Consider the following 18,773-nt stretch of genomic DNA (forward strand, 5'->3'; position numbering starts at 1 on the left):
CATTGCGTATTCCTCTGCGACCCGGATCAGAGCGTGCGCCCGACCAGATCCTTCATGATGTCGTTGGCGCCGCCGGCGATGCGCAGCACGCGGTGGTCGAGGTAGTGGCGGGCAACCGGGTACTCGAGCATGTAGCCGTTGCCGCCGTGCAGTTGGACGCACTCGTCCACTACCTTGGTGTAGAGGTCGGAACACCACAGCTTGGCGGAGGCTGCCGCCTCGGGGCTGAGGGTCCGCGCCAGGCACTGTTCCATGCAGCGGTCGACGTAGTTCTGCGACACCGCCAGCTGCATCTTCAGGTCGGCCAATTTGAAGCGGGTGTTCTGGAAGGCGAAGATCGGCTTGCCGAAAACGGTGCGGCCCTTGGTGTACTCCAAGGTGCTTTCCAGCACTGCCTGGGCGCCGGCGACGCTGCTGATGGCGATGGACAGGCGCTCCCAGGCCAGCTCCTTCATCAACTGGATGAAGCCCTTCCCTTCCACCCCGCCCAGCAGGTTCTCGCGCGGTACGCGGACGTCCTCGAAGAACAGCATGGTGGTGTCCTGGGCGTGCAGTCCGACCTTGCGCAACGGCTTGGATTTGCTGAAGCCCACACGGTCAGCTTCCACCAGGATCAGCGAGATGTCCTGGGCGCCCTTGCCGGAACTGCCGGTCTTGGCGACCACGACGACGATGTCGCAGTTGGTGCCATTGGAGATGAACGTCTTGGCGCCATTGATGACGTACTCGTCACCGTCCAGCACCGCGCGGGTCTTCACCGCCTGCAGGTCGGAACCGGTATCCGGCTCGGTCATGGCTACGGCGCCAATGGCTTCGCCCGCCGCCATCTTCGGCAGCCAGGCCTGCTTCTGCGCTTCGTTGCCGAAGTTCACCAGGTAGCCGGCGACGATGTCGTGCACGCCAAAGCCGATCAGGCCGGATGCCTGGCCTGCGCGGTAGATCTCTTCGGTTGCGACCATCGAGAAACGACGGTCAAGGCCCAGGCCGCCATAGGCTTCCGGGGTGGTGGCATTGAGCATGCCCAGCTCGCCGGCGCGCTTCCAGATTTCACGGGGTACCCGGTGATCCTCTTCCCACTGCTCCAGATGGGGAGCGCACTCCTCCGCCAGGAAGCGTCGCACGGTGCTGCGAAACTCCTCGTGCTCGTGATCAAACAGGGTACGCGGAATCATGGGGGGGGTCTCCTCGGCTCAATCGTTCCGCCACCCCTTCGGGCGGCTCTGGATCGATCATAGGAGGAGGTATTCGGGGTCAGCCCCCTCAGGGAGGGGGGGATACGGGGGCCTGCGAGGCACCGCCCTGCCCAACCTTTCGAACTGCCCCGCTGCGATGTGGGGGCGATTTCAATCGCCAAGCGGACCGCAGGTTCGCCACTGATGCCTGCATGGGGCAGCTACGCCGCCCTTAGCGAATGAATTCGCCCCCACAGGGAGAGACGCCCTGCCCACCATTTCGGACCGACCGGGATGCAATGTGGGAGAGCCACTATCCGTAGAACTACGGAGCGGCGCAGGTAGTCGGGCGCATACCGCGGCGCAAGCGTTCTGGCCAGACTGCTCGCATCTCGACACCTCATCCACCTGAAGGACATCACCATGAATCGTCACGCCATTGCCGCACTGTTCTCCGCCCTGACTTTCGCCGGCACCACCCACGCCGCCGTGCTGAGCGAAAGCAACATTTCCACCGCCGACGCGCAGAAGCTGGCCAGCGCCACGGTCGCCGCCTGCCAGGCCAAGGGCTACAACGTCAGCGCTGCGGTGGTGGACCGCGCCGGCCTGCTGAAGGCCTTCGCCCGTGCCGACAACGCTGGCCCGCACACCATCGAAGCCAGTCAGGCCAAGGCATTCACGTCCGCCTCGGCCAAGGCACCGACCCTGACCATCATGGAAAACGCCCAGAAGAACCCGGCCGCCGCCAACCTGACCGACATCCCCGGCTTCCTGCTGCTAGGCGGCGGTGTACCGGTCAAGGCTGGTGATGCGGTCATCGGCGCCATCGGCGTAGCCGGCGCTCCGGGCGGCCACCTGGACGCGCAGTGCGCTGACGAAGTGCTCGCCGCGAACGCTGGGCTGTTCAAGTAAGACGAAGTCGGCCTTTCTGTAGGAGCGAGCTTGCTCGCGAACAGCCCGGGCACGATCTTTCGCGAGCAAGCTCGCTCCTACCCAGTCAGTAGCCTGCTCCCCCTCGCATGGGGTGGTTTGCGAAATGAGTACGCGGCATAGACTCGCCCGGCGAATTGCCAGCGGACGGAGCGCATGGCGCGTCCACGCAACGCTCCACGTCTCCGCCCTGCTGGCGATTTCGCGTCAGACGCAGGGTGGACTGCCGCGTGCGTTTACTCGATCAGCCCGTGCTTGCGCGCCCAGGACACTGCGTCATAGCGGCTGGAGACGCCCAGCTTCACGTAGATGTTCTTCAGATTCCATTTCACCGTTTCCAGTGAAATGTTCAACGTCAGCGCCACACGCTTGTTCGACATCGCCTGGCTGATCAGTTCCAGGATCGCCACTTCACGCGGCGTCAGCATCGACGGTGCGCTGCTGGTGGCGGATTCGTTGGCATGGCCCACGCGGCCTGGTCCGAAGCGTTCCAGCAGCTGTGTCAGATAAGCGCCCTGCTCTTCGGCCATCGGCTTGCTCGCCAGGGCCGCCAGCAACTTGCGCAGCACCTCGCCTTCATCGAGGAAAGTGCGCACCAGTCCCAGCTGGCTGCCCAGCGTCAGCGCTTCGAGCAGGTGTTCTTCAGCTCGCTCCGGTTGCAGCAGATCGGAGTGGGCGATGGCCATCAGCAATTGGCCGGTGACGAGCAGTTGGCCGCGGCGGAAACGGGTGGCGTACTCGCGAAGGATTTCCAGCTCCGCCAGGGCCTTGTCCGGGTAATTGGTGGCCAGCAGCAGGCGCGCACGTGCCAGCGCCGCCAGCGCCGGGACTTCAGCCTGAAAACCCTGGGCATCCCGGTATTGCAGCGCCAACGGCTCCAGCTTGGCGACCCGCTCGGCGGCGTAGGTACGGTCATTCTCCAACAGGGCGATGCGCGACTGCTCGGTGAGGCACTGCGCCAGCGCGCGGTCCTGGCCAATGCTGCGGAAGTGGCGCTCCTGACGTTCGAGGAAGGCCATGGCCACCGCTGCGGAATCCTGTAGCAGGTCCAGGCGGGCGCGGCAGAGCGTGGCATGCAGCATGGTGTCGGGCATGGTCCACTGCAGCAGGCCGCTGCGATTGGCAAGGATTTCCCGCGCCTCGTCGGTTCGATCCAGTTCGCGATAGACCTCGGCCAGGGTCGCCGCCCCCAGGTAGGCGCTGGCGGACCGGTGACCGTGGACGGCCACGGAGCGGGCCAGTTGCGCCGAACCGACGCGCTCCGCCTCACGGATACGGCCTTCCTGCAGATAACAGGTGGTTCTCGCCCCTTCGGCCACCAGGGCCATTTCCGCATCCCGTTCGGCTTCAGGAATGGGGTTTTCGTCCAGGCAGCGCAGCGCGTCCTCGTGCCTTCCCGCCGCCGAATAGGCGATGGCCAGCAGTGCCGGAGCGCCATAGCGGGTCACCGTGTAGTCGTCCGGCAGGGCCTGGAAGTCTTCCAGCAGGCCGATGATCGGCTCGCTGCGATCGCGCTGGACCTCGATCGCCGCCTGCACCAGCGGCAGGCGATAAGCCTCGTCGGCCTGCTGGGCCGCGCCACTGCGCTTGAATTGCTCCATCCAGGCTTCGGCCTTGGCCGGACGGGCGGTCAGCGCGTAGGCCAGGCAGCCGAGGAAGAACAGCCGCGGCCGGGAAAACAGAATGTCCTGCGGCAACTGGTCCAACAGGCGCAGCAGCGGGCTCAACTGATCGAGGCTCCAGGTGGCAGGAGCCGCCCCTTCGACCAATTGCGCGGCAAAGTCCAGGTCCCCCGCCTGGGTTGCATGACGCACTGCCTCGGCCAGCAGCTTGCGCTCGGCGAACCAGCGCGCGGCGCGACGGTGCAACTGGTCCTGGCTCTCGCGATCGCGACGCTGCAGCCGTGTCGCGAGGAAGTCGCCAAACAGCGCATGGAAGCGATACCAGGGTTGGCGGTCATCGGCTTCCACGCGAAAAATCAGCAGGTTCTCTTCATCCAGCCGCTTGAGCATGGCCTGCGCCGATGCACATCCGGTCACCGCTTCCGCCAACGAGGCATTGAAGCGCCGCAGGATGCTCACGTCCTCCATGAATGACGCCAGATCGGCGGGCAAATGCGCCATGACGTTCTCGGCCAGATAGCTCTGCAGGTCGTCGGAACGCCAGCCCATCTCACGCAGGGTGTCCCGCGCCGCGGGGTCGCTGCGCAGCAGGATGACCACCAGCTGCAGGGTGGCCGGCCAACCGCTGGTGAGCTGGTGGATCTGGTGCAACTCCTCCGGGCTGAGCTTCAGCGCGGCCAGGCCCTGTTCGAGGAAGGCGTGGGTTTCCGCCAGATCGAATGGCAGCGTGGCGCAATCCAGCTCCACCAGCTGGCCGCTGAGCCGCAGCCGGCTGAAGCTGAGCGGCGGACCGACACGGGACGAAATCACGAAATGCAGGTTGTCGGGGCTGTGGTCCAGCAGCTTCTGCACGAGCTGGTGGGAGCGCGGGTCCACCACATGCTGGTAGTCGTCTATGACCAGGAACAGCTCTTTGTTGATGCTGGCGGCGCCTTCGACGATGGCCGCCACCACGCCATCGATGAATTCCGGCCGCGTGCCTTCCGGGGGAATGCCGCTGTCCAGCGGAATCCCCAGGCGCTGCAGGGCACCGCGCAGGTAAGCGAAGAAAATCGCCAGATGCTTGTCGTCGGTGCTCAGCGACAGCCAGGCCACGTCCGCCCCGGAACGCATCATCTCCTGCCGCCACTGCGCCAGCAGGGTGGTCTTGCCGAAGCCCGGACTGCCGGTGACCAGGCCGACGCGGCAGTGCGCCATCCGCTGCAACTCCTCCAGCAGACGCTGGCGCTGGATGGTCTGGGTGCCGATGCGTGGTGGTGCGAACTTCGTCGATACGAGCAGTTTGTCTGTGTGCATGTCCAGACCGGGTCTCCGATTCGCAAATGGCCTACCAAAACGCAGCGGACAGGCATGCGCGGGTTGGAATCAGGGTAGGTACGGCCAGGTGGTAAGCCGGTTTTTACCTGAAGCTTAGCCTCAGGTCAGTAGCCGCCTTGTTTCCGGGCATTTGGGCGACCTTTTCTGCAACAGATGGTGGCGGGGAAAGCGAGGGGGCCGCCCCCTCGAACCGAGGGGGTGGAACGGCGGTACCAGGACGGGACCGCCGGAGCGGATCAGAGGGTACGCGCCACCAGCTCGCGCATGATGTCGTTGGCGCCGCCGTAGATGCGGTTGACGCGGCTGTCGAGGTAATGCCGGGCGACCGGGTATTCGAGCATGTAACCGTTGCCGCCATGCAACTGCACGCACTGGTCGACGACCTTCGAATACAGCTCGGTGCACCAGAGCTTGGCGGCAGCTGCCGCTTCCGGGGTCAATTCGTGGTCCTGCAGCAGCTCCATGCAGCGGTCAACATAGGTCTGCCCGAGGACGATCTCGGTCTTGAGGTCGGCCAGCTTGAAGCGCGAGTTCTGGAACTCGATGATCGGTTTGCCGAACACCTTGCGCTCGCGGGTGTAGTCGACGGTCTGTTCCAGCACCGCCTGGCTCGCCGCGATGGCCAGGATGCCGATGCTCAGGCGCTCCCAGGCCAGTTCTTTCATCAGTTGGTAGAAGCCCTGACCGGGCTCGCCGCCGAGGATATTGGCCTTGGGCACGCGGACGTCCTCGAAGAACACCATGGTGGTGTCCTGGGCGTGCAGGCCGACCTTGCGCAACGGCTTGGACTTGCTGACGCCAGGGCGGTCAGCCTCCACCAGGATCAGCGAGATATCCCGCGAGCCCTTGCCGCTGTTCCCGGTCTTGGCGACCACCACGATGATGTCGCTGTTGGTGCCGTTGGAGATGAAGGTCTTGGCGCCGTTGATGACGTACTCGTCGCCGTCCAGCACCGCGCGGGTCTTGACCGCCTGCAGGTCGGAGCCGGTATCGGGCTCGGTCATGGCCACGGCGGCGATGGCTTCGCCATTGGCCATTTTCAGCAGCCACTCGTGTTTCTGTGCCTCGGTGCCGAAGTTGATCAGGTAGCCGGCGCAGATGTCGTGAACGTTGAAGCCGTTCAAGCCGGATAAACCAGCGCGGGCCACCTCTTCCACCGCGATCATCGAGAAGCGCCGGTCCAGGCCCAGGCCGCCATAGGCCTCCGGCGTCGTGGCATTGAGCATGCCCAGCTCGCCGGCGCGCTTCCAGATCTCGCGGGGGACGAGGTGATCTTCCTCCCACTGCTCATGGAACGGCGTGCACTCCTCCGCCAGGAAACGGCGGACGGTACTACGGAACTCTTCATGCTCATGATCGAAGAGGGTGCGCGGAATCATGGATATACCCCTGGATGCGGTTGGCTATGCGGGCGCCGATCGGTCAGAACCCTTCTCGCCACCTTAGGGCGGCTACAGGCACTCGTGCCCCCTCCAAGCGGGTAGGCGCAGGCGAATCAGCCGCGCATTCGTGGACCTCGTCCGCTCCCACTCCATAAGGGTGGGGGCGACCTCGTCGGCAATTCGATTTACTGGCAAAGCCCACTCCCCCGGCCGCCCGTCGGCCAGAAAGTACAAGAGAACGAGATGACCGATTCGCTCCTGAACGAACGCGAACTGAGCTTCCAGCTCTATGAGCTGCTCGATACCGAAGCCCTGCTGCAGCGCCCCCGCTATGCGGATCATGATCGCGCCGTATTCGACGCCACGCTGGAAACAGCGCGCGGCGTCGCCGCCGAATACTTCGCTCCGCACAACCAGAAGGGCGACGCCAATGAGCCGACCTTCGACGGCGAAAAGGTGACGCTCATTCCGGAAACCAAGGTCGCCTGGGACGCCTTCGCCCAGGCCGGTTTTCTCGCCGCCCATCACGATGCCGAGGACGGTGGCCTGCAGCTGCCGGAGGTCATCCTGCGGGCCAGCATGGCCTACTTCAACGCCGCCAACATCGCCACGGTGGCCTACTCGTTCCTGACCATCGGCGCTGCCAACCTGGTCAAGAGCTTCGCCGGCGATGCACTGCGCGAACGCTTCCTGCCGCCGATGCTCGATGGTCGCTTCAGCGGCACCATGGCCCTGACCGAGCCCGGCCAGGGTTCCGCCCTTGGCGACCTGCGCACCAGCGCCCGCCCGGCCGGCGATGGCAGCTACCGCATTCACGGCCAGAAGATGTTCATCTCCGGCGGCGACCACTCGCTGACCGACAACATCGTTCACATGGTGCTGGCCCGCATAGAAGGCGCGCCGGCAGGCACCCGTGGCATTTCCCTGTTCCTCGTGCCGAAGTTCCTGGTCAACGAAGACGGCAGCCTGGGTGCGCGCAACGACGTGGCCCTGGCCGGCCTGCTGCACAAGCACGGCTACCGCAACACCACCTCCACCGTGCTCAGCTTCGGTGAGAAGGACGGCGCAGTCGGCTACCTGGTGGGCGAGGCCAACAAGGGCCTGTCGTACATGTTCCAGATGATGAACGAAGCGCGCATCGGCGTGGCCCTCGGCGCCTCGGCGCTGGCCTACCAGAGCTTCAATCACGCCCTGGACTACGCCCGCGAACGGCCGCAGGGCCGCCTGCCGGGCGCCAAGGACCCGCTGGCGCCGCAGGTGCGTATCGTCGAGCACGCCGACGTGCGTCGCATGCTCCTGCAGCAGAAGGTCTACGCCGAAGGCAGCCTCGCGCTGTGCCTGTACGCCAGCAGCCTGTTCGAAGATGCCCACACCGCACCCGAAGACACCCAGCGACGCGAAGCCGGGGAACTGCTGGACCTGCTGATTCCCATGGTCAAGTCCTACCCGTCGAAGTACTGCGTCATGGCCTCGGACATCGGCATCCAGGTGCTCGGCGGTTCCGGTTACATCCGCGAGTACCCGCTGGAGCAGTACTACCGGGACAACCGCCTGAACCCCATCCACGAAGGAACCGAGGGCATCCACGGTCTCGATCTGCTCGGTCGCAAGCTGCAGCAGAACGGTGGCGCCGGCTATCGCCTGTTCCTGTCGCGCGTGCGTGACACCTTGAAGGAAGCCGGTCACGACGACCGCTGCGCGCCGCTCGCCTTCGTGCTGGCCGGCGCCCTGGACCGCCTGCAGGAAGTCACCGAAAGCCTGCTCGACCAGGTGGCCGCCGACACCAACCTCGGCCTGGCCAACGCCACCCCCTACCTCGACCTGTTCGGCCGCGTGCTGGTGGGCTGGCTGTGGCTGCGCATGGCGCTGGTCGCGAGCCGTGCCCTCGACGCCGGCGCGGTCGGCAGCGAGGCGGACTTCTACCTCGGCAAGCTCCAGGCGGCTCGCTACTTCATCGACTGGGAGCTGGCAACCGTCGAAGCCCAGGCGCGCCTGTTGATCGCCGGCAACCGCAGCAGCTTCGACATGCAGGACCCGTGGTTCTGACCCGCCCTCCGACTTCCAACCCTTTACAAGGAGCCACCATGAACGCCCTGGTTACCTATCAGGTTGAAGACAACCTGGCCCTGATCGGCCTCGCCCGCCCGCCGGTCAATGCCCTTGGCCAACCCCTGCGCGCCGCTGTTCTCGAAGCCTGCGAGCACGCCGCTGCCGATCCTTCGGTGAAGGCGCTCGTCCTCCATGGCGCCAACGGTCTGTTCAGCGCCGGTGCCGACATCAGCGAATTCGGCAGTGATGCGTCCTTCGCCGCGCCCGATCTGCCCACCCTGCTCCTGCGCCTCACGCAACTGGACAAGCCGCTGGTGGCCGCCATCGGCAAACTCGCCCTCGGCGGTGGCCTGGAACTGGCGCTGGCCTGCGGCTACCGCATTGGCGAACCGGCCACCCGCGTCGGGCTGCCGGAAATCAACCTCGGCCTGCTTCCCGGTGCCGGTGGCACCCAGCGCCTGCCGCGCCTGATCGGTGCCGAGGCGGCACTCGACATGATGCTCTCGGGCACCCCGGTCGGCGCCGAAAGCGCCCGTAACCTGGGCATCCTCGACAGGCTGTCGGCAAGTGCCGACACCTTGCTCGACGAAGCCCGCGCCTATGCCCGTGAGCTGGTTTCCAGTCAGGCACCCGCGCGGCCTGCCGTCCCCTTCCCGGCACCCGCCGAAGGCCTGCCCGAGGACTTCCTCGTGCGTTTCCGCCAGGACAACGAGCCGCGCTGGAAGAGTCGCCTGGCGCCCCGCCTGGTGCTGTCCGCCGTGGAAGCCGCCTGCCTGCTGCCGCTGGAGGAAGGCCTGGCCCGCGAAGTGGCGCTGTTCAAGCAGGCCGAGGCTTCGGTCCAGTCCCAAGCGCTGCGCCATGTGTTCTTCGCCGAGCGCGAGGCCGGACGGATTCCCGGTATCGATAGCGACATCCCGCTCCGCCCGATCCGCAAGGTCGCGGTGATCGGTGCCGGCACCATGGGCGGCGGCATTGCCATGAACTTCGCCAACGCCGGCATTCCCGTGATCCTGCTGGAACGCCAGGGCGAGGCCCTGGATCGCGGTCTGGCGCAGATCCGCAACAACTACGAGATCAGCGTCAAGCGCGGCAAGCTGACCCAGGCCCGCCTGGAGCAGCGCATGACCCTGCTCGGCGGCACGCTCGACTATGCCGACCTGGCCGACGCCGACCTGGTGATCGAAGCGGTGTTCGAAAAGATGGAGATCAAGCAGGAGGTCTTCCGCACCCTGGACCAGGTGTGCAAGCCCGGCGCGATCCTCGCCACCAACACCTCGTCCCTGGACGTCGATCAGATCGCCGCCGTGACCTCGCGCCCGCAGGATGTCATCGGCCTGCACTTCTTCAGCCCGGCGAACGTCATGCGCCTGCTGGAAGTCGTGCGTGGACGGGAAACCGCGCCAGACGTGCTGGCCACCACCCTGAAGATGGGCCGCACCATCGGCAAGATGCCCGTGGTCTCCGGTGTGTGCTTCGGCTTCATCGGCAACCGCATGCTCGAACCCTACGCCCGCGAAGCCCATCGCCTGGTGCTGGAAGGCGCAACCCCGGCACAGGTGGACGGCGTGCTCACCGGCCTCGACCTGAACATGGGCGTGTTCAGCATGCTCGACCTGGCCGGCGTGGACGTGAACTTCCTGGTCCGTGACTCCAACCGCGCGGCCATCGCCCATGACGACAGCTACTGCCGCCTCGGCGACGAGCTCTATGCCCTGGGCCGCTACGGCCAGAAGACCGGTCGCGGCTTCTACGCCTATGAAGGCCGCAATCGCCAGGACGACTACGAAGTCGTCGCGCTGGCCGAACGTCTGGCCGGCGAGCTCCACGTCCCCCGCCGCCCCATCAGCGAGCAGGAAATCCACGACCGCTGCCTGTACATGCTGATCAGCGAGGGCATCCAGTTGCTGGACGAAGGCATCGCCCTGCGGGCCAGCGACATCGACCTCGTATGGATCAACGGCTACGGCTTCCCGGCCCACCTGGGCGGCCCGATGCATTACGCCGAACAGCTTGGCCTGGACAAGGTGCTGGCCGGCATCGACCAGTACCGCCAGTCCCTCGGCGAATACGGCGAGATGTGGTTCCAGCCGGCGCCGCTGCTGGAGCGCCTGGTGGCCGCCGGCAAGACCCGCATCGAGCGCATCTGATTGCAACCGGCGGGCGGCCGATTCCTATCGGTGCCCGCCCCTACTCCCAACTGGACACGACCATGAAAGAAGCCGTCATTCTCTCCACCGCACGCACGCCCATCGGCAAGGCGTTTCGCGGTGCCTTCAACGCGACCACCGCACCCAGCATGTCCGCCTTCGCCATTCGCGCCGCCGTTGAGCGCGCCGGTATCGAAGCAGCGGAAATCGAAGACCTCGTGATGGGCACTGGCATGCCCGCTGGCACCGCCGGCTGGAACCTCGGCCGCATGAGCGTGCTGGCCGCCGGCCTGCCGATTACCGTCAGCGGCCAGACCCTCGACCGTCAATGCGCTTCGGGCCTGATGGCCATCGCCACCGCCGCCAAGCAGATCGTGGTCGACGGCATGGCCGTGACCATCGGCGCCGGCCAGGAGCACATCAGCCTGGTGCAGAACCGCCATATGGAATGGGTGGGCGAGTACCACGACACCCAGGTCATCAACCATGTGCCCCATGCCTACATGCCCATGCTGCAGACCGCCGAACTGGTGGCCGAGCGCTACGGCATCAGCCGCGAGGCGCAGGACGCCTACTCGCTTCAGTCCCAACAGCGCACGGCGGCTGCCCAGCAGGCAGGGCTTTTCGAGGGCGAGATCGTCCCGGTGACCGTCACCCGCCAGGTGGTCGACAAGGCCAGTGGCGCCATCAGCTTCGAAGACGTGACCCTCGCCCAGGACGAAGGCAACCGTCCGCAGACCGTCCTCGAAGACCTGGCCCGCCTCAAGCCGGTTATCGCCGGCGGCTGCATCACCGCCGGCAACGCCAGCCAGCTGTCCGACGGTGCCAGCGCCTGCGTGCTGATGGACGGCCGCCTGGCCGAGCAACGCAACCTGGAACCCCTGGGCGCGTATCGCGGCATGGCCGTCGTGGGCCTCGCGCCGGAAGAGATGGGCATCGGCCCAGTACTGGCCGTGCCTCGCCTGCTCAAGCAGCACGGCCTGAAGGTCGACGACATCGGCCTCTGGGAACTCAACGAAGCCTTCGCCTGCCAGGCGATCTACTGCCGCGACAAGCTGGGCATCGACAACGAGCGCTACAACGTCAATGGCGGCGCCATCGCCATTGGCCACCCCTACGGCATGAGCGGCGCGCGGATGGTCGGCCACGCCCTGCTGGAGGGCAAGCGTCGCGGCGTGAAGTACGTCGTGGTAACCATGTGCGTCGGCGGTGGCATGGGTGCCGCTGGCCTGTTCGAGGTGTTCTGATGAGTGTCTTCGCCCCCTTCTCCCTGGCCAGCCGCACCGTGCTGGTCACCGGCGCCTCCAGTGGTATCGGCGCCCACCTTGCTCGCGTAGCCGGCCGTGCCGGTGCGCGCGTGGTCCTGGCAGCGCGTCGCGTCGAGCGCCTGCAACAACTGGCCGATGCCATCCGTCGTGACGGCGGCCAGGCGCTGCCGGTCGCCATGGACGTCACCGACCGCGCCAGCGTCGAAGCCGCCTTCGACGCCGCCGAAGTGGCTTTCGGACCGGTGGATGTGGTGCTCAACAACGCTGGCATCGGCAGCGGCCTGCGCGTGCTGGACATCAGCGAGGAAGAATGGCGCGCCATGCTCGCGACCAACCTCGACGGCGTCTGGCGCGTCGCCCAATGCGCGGCGCAACGCCTGGCACGCGCGGAGCGACCGGGGAGCATCGTCAACATTGCCTCCATGCTCGGCCTGCGCGTCGGCACCGGCTACAGCCACTACTGCACGGCAAAGGCCGGTGTGGTTCAGTTGACCAAGTCCCTGGCGCTGGAACTGGCGCGCTACAACATTCGCGTCAACGCCATCGCGCCGGGTTACTTCGCAACCGAGATGACCGACGGCTACTTCGACAGCGAGAAAGGCCAGGCCTACATCCGCGCGGCTGTGCCCATGCGTCGCCTCGGCCGGCTGGAAGAGCTGGATGGTCCGTTCCTGCTGCTGGCCAGCGAAGCGGGGGCCTACATGTCCGGGTCCGTGCTGGCGGTGGATGGCGGGCAACTGGTGGGGAGTCTGTAGGGGCTCCAGGGTGCTGGCAGGCTTTTGTGCCAGCCTGATGCAGCCCTCTCCCCCGGCCCCTCTCCCTGAAGTGGAGAGGGGTGACGCTCGGCCCACCTCCGGCGCAATCCTGTGGGGGCGATTTCAATCGCCAAGCAGGACGCAGTCCTGCCCGCTCTTGTAGGAGCGAATTCATTCGCGAAATGGTTAGGCACCGAGCCGGCCTGCAATCACCCTCTCCCCCGGCCCCTCTCCCGCAGGCGGGAGAGGGGTGACTCTCGGCTCACCTCCGCATCTCCCTGTGGGGCACATCCCCTGTGGGGGCGATTTCAATCGCTAAGCAGGATGAAGTGGCCTAATGATTCTGGACACCCCGATAGGGCGTTAAGATTCGCCCACAGCAGAGGTGTTCATGAGCAGAAGATTCTTCAGTCCCGAGTTCAAACTTGAAGCCGCCAGCCTGGTCGTGGACCAGGGCTATTCGGTGCCGGCGGCCTGCAAGGCCATGGGGGTGGGGCCAACCGCACTGCGGCGCTGGGTCGAGCAACTGAGTCTGGAGCGCAGCGGTAAGACGCCTGAGCACAGCAAGGCCCTGACGCCCGAGCAACGGCGCATCCAGGAATTGGAAGCCCAGGTCCGGCGGTTGGAGCGGGAGAAAGAGATTCTAAAAAAGGCTACGGCTCTCTTGATGTCGGACGCCCTCGACTAGCCAGGTTGGTCGAGGTAGTGGGCGAGCATTATCCGCGGACGCAACTCTGCCGGTTGTTCGGGGTGAACCGCAGCAGTGTCTACGACGCCTGCCGGCGCCGTAATCGTGTCACCCCGCAGCGTGCGCGGTTACGCCAACGCCTCGTGGAACTACATACCCAGAGCCGGCGGGCGGCCGGCGCCCGAACCCTGGCAGCGGCCTTGTGCCGCGAAGGTTTTCCGGTCGGTCGTTTTCTGGCCGGACGGCTGATGAAAGAGGCCCACGTATTCAGTTCACAGCGCCGCAAGCATCGCTACCGCGTCGCGGAGGACGAGAACGCCATCGCCTCGAACGAGCTGGCTCGCCGGTTCAGCACCAGCCGTCCCAACCAGGTGTGGTGTGGGGATGTGACTTACATCTGGGCCGGCGCCCGCTGGGTTTACCTGGCGGTCGTGATGGACCTGTATGCACGACGGATTGTGGGGTGGGCCATGTCCGAGCACCCAGACTCGCAACTGACCAGCCGAGCCTTGCGCATCGCCTATGAGGCGAGGGGATGTCCGCCGGAGCTGCTGTTTCATTCCGATCAGGGCAGTCATTACAGCAGCCGGGCGTTTCGGCAATTGCTCTGGCGCTACCGTATCCGCCAGAGCATGAGTCGTCGGGGCAACTGCTGGGATAACGCGCCGATGGAACGCTTCTTTCGGAGCCTCAAGTCGGAGTGGATCCCTGCCACGGGCTACGTCGATCAGGCTCAGGCGGAGGCCGATGTGCTGCGCTACTTGACCGACTACTACAACCATCAGCGACCACACAGTTACAACCACTACCAGACACCGGCCCAGCGGGAAGCCCTGGTCGGATAAACCTAAACCGGTGTCCAGTTTTACTTGACCACTTCAACCACTTCACACCGAGCTGGCCGGCTACAACCCTCACCCCCAGCCCCTCTCCCAGAGGTAGAGGGGTGACTCTCGGCTCACCTCCGCATCTCCCTGTGGGGCACATCCCCTGTGGGGGCGATTTCAATCGCTAAGCAGGACGCAGTCCTGCCCGCTCTTGTAGGAGCGAATTCATTCGCGAAATGGTTAGGCTCCGAGCCGGCCTGCAATCACCCTCACCCCCGGCCCCTCTCCCGCAGGCGGGAGAGGGGTGACTCTCGGCTCACCTCCGCATCTCCCTGTGGGGCACATCCCCTGTAGGGGCGAATTCATTCGCCAAGCAGGACGCAGTCCTGCCCGCTCTTGTAGGAGCGAATTCATTCGCGAAATGGTTAGGCACCGAGCCGGCCGGGTGCCACCCTCACCCCCGGCCCCTCTCCCGCAGGCGGGAGAGGGGTGACTCTCGGCTCACCTCCGCATCTCCCTGTGGGGCACATCCCCTGTGGGGGCGATTTCAATCGCTAAGCAGGACGCAGTCCTGCCCGCTCTTGTGGGAGCGAATTCATTCGCGAAATGGTTAGGCACCGAGCTGGCCTGCAATCACCCTCACCCCCAACCCCTCTCCCAGAGGTAGAGGGGTGACTCGCGCCGGCGAGGGTCGAGTCATCCTGAAGCAATCAGTGGCCTGAAACAGAGATGGGGCGGCAACTTCACGCGTCGCTGGCGAGTCAGGAACCCTCTTCCCGCCGCCTACGCATCGCAATAATGGCGTCGTAACGGCTGGACACGCCGAGCTTGGCGAAGATGTTCTTCAGGTTCCATTTCACCGTCTGCAAACTCAGGTTCAATGCCAGCGCAATCCGCTTGTTGGACATCGACTGTTCCAGCAGATCGAGAATCTCCAGCTCGCGCCGGGTCATCATCTGGTTTGCCTGGGCACTGGACGGCCGGGCAGCGCACGGCTCGGGCCGGGCCACCGGACCTTTTCGGTCCAGGCTCCGGCAGTAACCGCCCAACACCGAATCCTCGTCCAGTTCAAGCTGGCCGAGCATCGACTGGAAGCGTTCCCCCTCGTCCAGGAAGGTTCTAACCAACCCCAGGCGGTAGCCACAGGCGAGTGCCGCGTGGAGTCTTTCCCGTGCCTCGGTGCGGCGCTCCAGTGCCTCCAGGGCAAAGGCACGCAACAGGTCCACCTGGACGCGCCAGCGGCCCCTGTCGAACTCGCTGGCATAGCGATGGGCAATGTCCAGCGCCTGCATGGCCGCCTCCGGCTGATACCTCGCCAGGGAAAGCCGCGCCTTGGCCAGGGCAGCCAGGGTCATGATTTCCGCGTCGCACGGCGTCGCGCCACGATGGCTGCGGGCCAGGTCGTCGAGCTTGGCCAACAAGGTCTCGGCGTGGCTCCAATCGCCGCACGCGAGCACGAGGCGCAATTGCTCGGCGAGCATGCTGCCGACACCGCGATCGAGCCCCAGGCTACGGAAGTGATCTTCCTTCTCCGCCAGGTATTCCAGCGCGGCTCGGGGAGATTCCCGCAAGCTCTTCAGGCGCGCCTGGCAGAGCGCGGCGCCGATCATGAAGACCGGCGCGGAGAAGCGCAGGATATCCAGGCGGTTCGCCAGGGCTTGATGAACGTCCTCGATGCGATCGAGTTCGTAGCAAGCCTCAGCCATCACCACGGCGGCAGTGCAGGCACTCACCGAGCGCCGGCCATGCAACGCTTCGGCTCGTTCCAGGATCGGCGCGCAGAGGCGCTCCGCCTCAAGCACCTTGCCCTCCAGGAAGTTTGCCGAGGCCATGGCTATGACGCCAATCAGGGCCATCTCGTCGTCGCTGCGCAGACAGCGTGCCGCGGGCTGCCGGTACAGACTGCGGGCTTCGCCGTGACGCCCCGCCGTGGCAAGGCCGCTGAGGGTCAGGCCAATCCGTACCTGCTCCAGAAAGGGTGTCTCGAGCGGCTCGTGCTCGATGGACTCCAGCAGCGCCATGCAGGTCGTATCGTCGTCACGGTGCATGGCCAGTGAAGCCTTGAGCAGCACCAGCTGGGATGCCCGCCCCACGCCCAGCGACTCTCGTTCCACCACACCAAGCCACGTTTCCGCTTTGCTGGTGAGAACCGTCAGCACCGCGCCCCAGATGCCCTGCAGCAACAGGCTGGGATGTGCGGCCAGCACATTCAGCGGAATCGGCTCCAGCCAACGCATGAACTGGCTGAGATGACTCACACGGCGCGTATCGGGCTGAACGCGCTCCAGCAGGCCGACGATCACGTCGAAGTCCTCGCAGAGCAGACCGTGACGCAACGCGTCCTGAACCAGCCCGGCCTGCTCGAACCACTGGGCAGCGCGACGATGGAGGCGCGGGACATCCACACCGCTCTCCTGCAGGCGCTTGCCCAGGAACTCCACGAACAGCGGATGCAGGCGGTACCACTGGTGTTGCCCCGCCAGGTCCACCGGCTGGATGAACAGGTTGCGCTCCTCGATGGCGGCGATCATCGCGGCCGCCTGCGGCGAGTCCGTCAAGTAGGCGGCCACCTCCGCGTTGAAGCGGCGCAGGATGGAGATCTTCAGCAGGAAATCGAACAGCTCCGCTGGCAGGTTCGCCATCACGTCTTCCGACAGGTACTCCACCAGCCCCGAGCTGTTGTGCATCAGGACAGCGCCATGCATGGGCTTTTTCGAGTTGGCCTTGAGCGCGATGGACATCAGTTGCAAGCCGATGGGCCAGCCGCGGGTCAGTTCGTGGATCACGTGCACGGCGTCCAGTTCCACCCCCTGATCCAGGTGTGTCTTGACGAAGGCCACCGTCTCGCGGAAATCGAACGGCAACTCCTTGCAGTCCACCTCGCACAGCTCGCCCAGCCCCCGCAGGCGTCCGAGGAGAAGCGACGGCGTAGTACGCGATGCCAGGAGCAGATGCACCTCCTGGGGCAGGTTATCCACCAGCGATTGCATCAGTGTGGCGATGCGCGGATCGACGGCATGGTGGAAGTCGTCGAGCATCAGGTAGAGCGAGCCGCTGGTCCTGGCCAGGGCGTTGACCAGCAACCCGGATATCGTCTGCAGACCTGTGCTTTCGGCACCCGCCAGCAGCAGCAAGTCCTCATCCAGCGGCAACCCGGCCTGCCGCAACGCCCCCAGCAGACTGGCGCAGAACGACTCCAGCGTGCCGTCATCGGGCGTCAGGGACAGCCAGGCTATCCGCGCCCCTTCCTTTATCAGCTGCTGGCGCCACTGGGCAATCAATGTGGTCTTGCCGAATCCGGCACCACCGGTCACCAGCAGCAGGCGGCTATGGCGTCCGCGTTGCAGCTTGTCCAGCAATTGCTCGCGGGAAACGGTCTGGGGGCTGATGCGTGGTGGCGCGAACCGGGTAGTGATCAACGGGGCGGATGCAATCATGGCAAAGGAACTCGGAATCGAAACGAGCCGTGGCGAGTGGGGCCAGCCACTCCATTCGAGTGGTGGCCCGACCGGTGCCACGGATTAAGCTTTGTCCTGTTCCCGGCGGGAGCAGGTGCCGCGGCCGGAGTCGCGGGTCAACGGTGTCAGTTCAGCGGACGGGCTTCGGGGAAGCTCCAGGTTCCATCCAGCACCTCGGCGCCGGGGCGGTAGAGGCGAACCATGTAGTTCCAGCCAGGCATCACGGGCAGGCAGTTGACGACCTTGCCGTCACAACCGCCGAACTGCACGGTCACCGAACCGTCGGCCGCCTTCTTCGCGGTGATGCTGTTCAGGGTGTAGGCGTTGTAGGGATTGGCTTCGAAATAGCCCTTGGCGTTGTAGAGGCTGATCGACCAGAAGTCCTTGACCGGTACATCGCGCACAGTGAGCCGGTAGACGGTCTTACCGTCATTGGCGGCAGGCGTGACGTTGAGGTAGGTGGCGTCCTTGTCGGGGTTGCCACCCCAGGCCGCAGCGGCACCGATCAGGTGACGCACCGGCTCGACCTGCCCCTTGGTGCCGAATGCATTTTTCAAGCTTGGAAGGGTCGCGTTGAGCGCAACCAGGGCATCGCGTACACGCTTTTGGCTCTCGGGGTCCCACTTCGGCACCTCGAACTTTCCGCTGCTCGCCTGCTGCACCTGGATCTGGTCCTGCAGTGCGCTTACCTGCTGGACATCGTTCGGATCATTCGGATCGACCAGGGTGCGGATCCCTACCGCCGCATAGCGCGTGCCGACGCTTTCGCGCGTCACGGTGTACGTCCCGGCGCCATAGAAAACGTTGGGGACATAGTGCTCCTCGCTGATCACCTGCAGCGACATGAAGCGCGTGCCTGCGTCGGGCAGGGTGACAGTCACCGGCCCAGCGTCGAGGTCGAACACACCCGACGAATACAGGGTGTCGCGGTTGATGCGCACAACCGTCTGTTGGTCGATGGGCGCCAGCGCTCGATTGTGGTTGAGTTTGCCAAAGCCGCCTTTATTCACCATCCGGGTGAAGTACATGTCGGATTCGGCCTGAGCGAAGTTATCGACCGTAACGGTCACGCTGTCTTCCGCCTGGGCCGTCGAGACGCCCATGATCCCCAGGAGCAACGCGGCGGCCAGGTTGAGTGGCTGATTCATCGGGTTTTCC

The 18,773-nt window shown here is 65.3% G+C and carries 11 protein-coding genes; 6 read left to right on the forward strand and 5 right to left on the reverse strand.

Annotated elements, in window-relative coordinates; all coding sequences use genetic code 11:
* Positions 1 to 26: 26 nt before the first annotated feature.
* Positions 27 to 1,172 (reverse strand): acyl-CoA dehydrogenase family protein, encoded by a 1,146-nt coding sequence (locus DM872_RS30105; protein WP_179062800.1) that lies wholly within the window; start codon positions 1,170 to 1,172, stop codon positions 27 to 29.
* A gap of 423 nt (positions 1,173 to 1,595) precedes the next feature.
* Between DM872_RS30105 and DM872_RS30110 the strand changes: the two genes are divergently transcribed.
* Positions 1,596 to 2,084: a GlcG/HbpS family heme-binding protein gene (locus tag DM872_RS30110; RefSeq protein ID WP_179062801.1), complete on the forward strand. Its 489-nt coding sequence runs from the start codon at positions 1,596 to 1,598 to the stop codon at positions 2,082 to 2,084.
* A gap of 254 nt (positions 2,085 to 2,338) precedes the next feature.
* On the opposite strand, the gene DM872_RS30115 is transcribed toward DM872_RS30110, so the two are convergent.
* Positions 2,339 to 5,020, reverse strand: coding sequence for a LuxR C-terminal-related transcriptional regulator (locus DM872_RS30115; RefSeq protein WP_179062802.1), 2,682 nt, complete (start codon positions 5,018 to 5,020; stop codon positions 2,339 to 2,341).
* Between the two features lie 257 nt (positions 5,021 to 5,277).
* Positions 5,278 to 6,420, reverse strand: a complete 1,143-nt coding sequence (locus DM872_RS30120; RefSeq protein WP_179062803.1) for an acyl-CoA dehydrogenase family protein — start codon at positions 6,418 to 6,420, stop codon at positions 5,278 to 5,280.
* Between the two features lie 246 nt (positions 6,421 to 6,666).
* On the opposite strand from DM872_RS30120, the gene DM872_RS30125 reads away from it, so the two are divergent.
* From DM872_RS30125 to DM872_RS30145, 5 genes are all read left to right on the forward strand, one after another.
* Positions 6,667 to 8,469, forward strand: coding sequence for an acyl-CoA dehydrogenase (locus DM872_RS30125; protein WP_179062804.1), 1,803 nt, complete (start codon positions 6,667 to 6,669; stop codon positions 8,467 to 8,469).
* Between the two features lie 38 nt (positions 8,470 to 8,507).
* On the forward strand, positions 8,508 to 10,619 hold the full coding sequence (locus DM872_RS30130; protein WP_179062805.1) for a 3-hydroxyacyl-CoA dehydrogenase NAD-binding domain-containing protein: 2,112 nt from the start codon (positions 8,508 to 8,510) through the stop codon (positions 10,617 to 10,619).
* 62 nt (positions 10,620 to 10,681) lie between these two features.
* Positions 10,682 to 11,866 carry an acetyl-CoA C-acyltransferase gene (locus DM872_RS30135; RefSeq protein ID WP_179062806.1) on the forward strand — a complete coding sequence of 395 codons (1,185 nt, stop codon included), beginning with the start codon at positions 10,682 to 10,684 and terminating at the stop codon, positions 11,864 to 11,866.
* The gene (locus DM872_RS30140) at positions 11,866 to 12,642 is read left to right on the forward strand and encodes an SDR family NAD(P)-dependent oxidoreductase (RefSeq protein ID WP_179062807.1); all 777 of its coding nucleotides are present in this window, start codon (positions 11,866 to 11,868) and stop codon (positions 12,640 to 12,642) included. The genes DM872_RS30135 and DM872_RS30140 overlap by 1 nt, the downstream gene beginning before the upstream one ends.
* A 391-nt stretch (positions 12,643 to 13,033) precedes the next feature.
* Positions 13,034 to 14,175, forward strand: a protein-coding gene (locus DM872_RS30145) for an IS3 family transposase (RefSeq protein WP_373273755.1) whose coding sequence is annotated in 2 segments (ribosomal slippage) — positions 13,034 to 13,295 and positions 13,295 to 14,175 — 1,143 coding nt in all. Because the reading frame shifts where the segments join, the coding sequence is not laid out codon by codon here.
* Positions 14,176 to 14,918: 743 nt separating this feature from the next.
* Here the strand turns inward: DM872_RS30145 and DM872_RS30150 are convergent.
* Both DM872_RS30150 and DM872_RS30155 read right to left on the reverse strand, forming a co-directional pair.
* Positions 14,919 to 17,594, reverse strand: coding sequence for a LuxR C-terminal-related transcriptional regulator (locus tag DM872_RS30150; protein WP_179062809.1), 2,676 nt, complete (start codon positions 17,592 to 17,594; stop codon positions 14,919 to 14,921).
* 146 nt (positions 17,595 to 17,740) lie between these two features.
* Positions 17,741 to 18,763, reverse strand: coding sequence for a DUF1254 domain-containing protein (locus DM872_RS30155; RefSeq protein ID WP_179062810.1), 1,023 nt, complete (start codon positions 18,761 to 18,763; stop codon positions 17,741 to 17,743).
* Positions 18,764 to 18,773 lie beyond the last annotated feature (10 nt).

Origin of the sequence: Pseudomonas taiwanensis, from assembly GCF_013393345.1 — a bacterium.
Lineage (GTDB): Bacteria > Pseudomonadota > Gammaproteobacteria > Pseudomonadales > Pseudomonadaceae > Metapseudomonas > Metapseudomonas resinovorans_C.

Excerpts from the sequence above, each read along its gene's own strand:
- DM872_RS30115 (WP_179062802.1), bottom strand. The coding sequence starts at position 5,020 with ATGCACACAGACAAACTGCTCGTATCGACGAAGTTCGCACCACCACGC.
- DM872_RS30135 (WP_179062806.1), top strand. The coding sequence starts at position 10,682 with ATGAAAGAAGCCGTCATTCTCTCCACCGCACGCACGCCCATCGGCAAG.
- DM872_RS30155 (WP_179062810.1), bottom strand. The coding sequence starts at position 18,763 with ATGAATCAGCCACTCAACCTGGCCGCCGCGTTGCTCCTGGGGATCATG.
- DM872_RS30120 (WP_179062803.1), bottom strand. The coding sequence starts at position 6,420 with ATGATTCCGCGCACCCTCTTCGATCATGAGCATGAAGAGTTCCGTAGT.
- DM872_RS30125 (WP_179062804.1), top strand. The coding sequence starts at position 6,667 with ATGACCGATTCGCTCCTGAACGAACGCGAACTGAGCTTCCAGCTCTAT.
- DM872_RS30140 (WP_179062807.1), top strand. The coding sequence starts at position 11,866 with ATGAGTGTCTTCGCCCCCTTCTCCCTGGCCAGCCGCACCGTGCTGGTC.
- DM872_RS30130 (WP_179062805.1), top strand. The coding sequence starts at position 8,508 with ATGAACGCCCTGGTTACCTATCAGGTTGAAGACAACCTGGCCCTGATC.
- DM872_RS30150 (WP_179062809.1), bottom strand. The coding sequence starts at position 17,594 with ATGATTGCATCCGCCCCGTTGATCACTACCCGGTTCGCGCCACCACGC.
- DM872_RS30105 (WP_179062800.1), bottom strand. The coding sequence starts at position 1,172 with ATGATTCCGCGTACCCTGTTTGATCACGAGCACGAGGAGTTTCGCAGC.
- DM872_RS30110 (WP_179062801.1), top strand. The coding sequence starts at position 1,596 with ATGAATCGTCACGCCATTGCCGCACTGTTCTCCGCCCTGACTTTCGCC.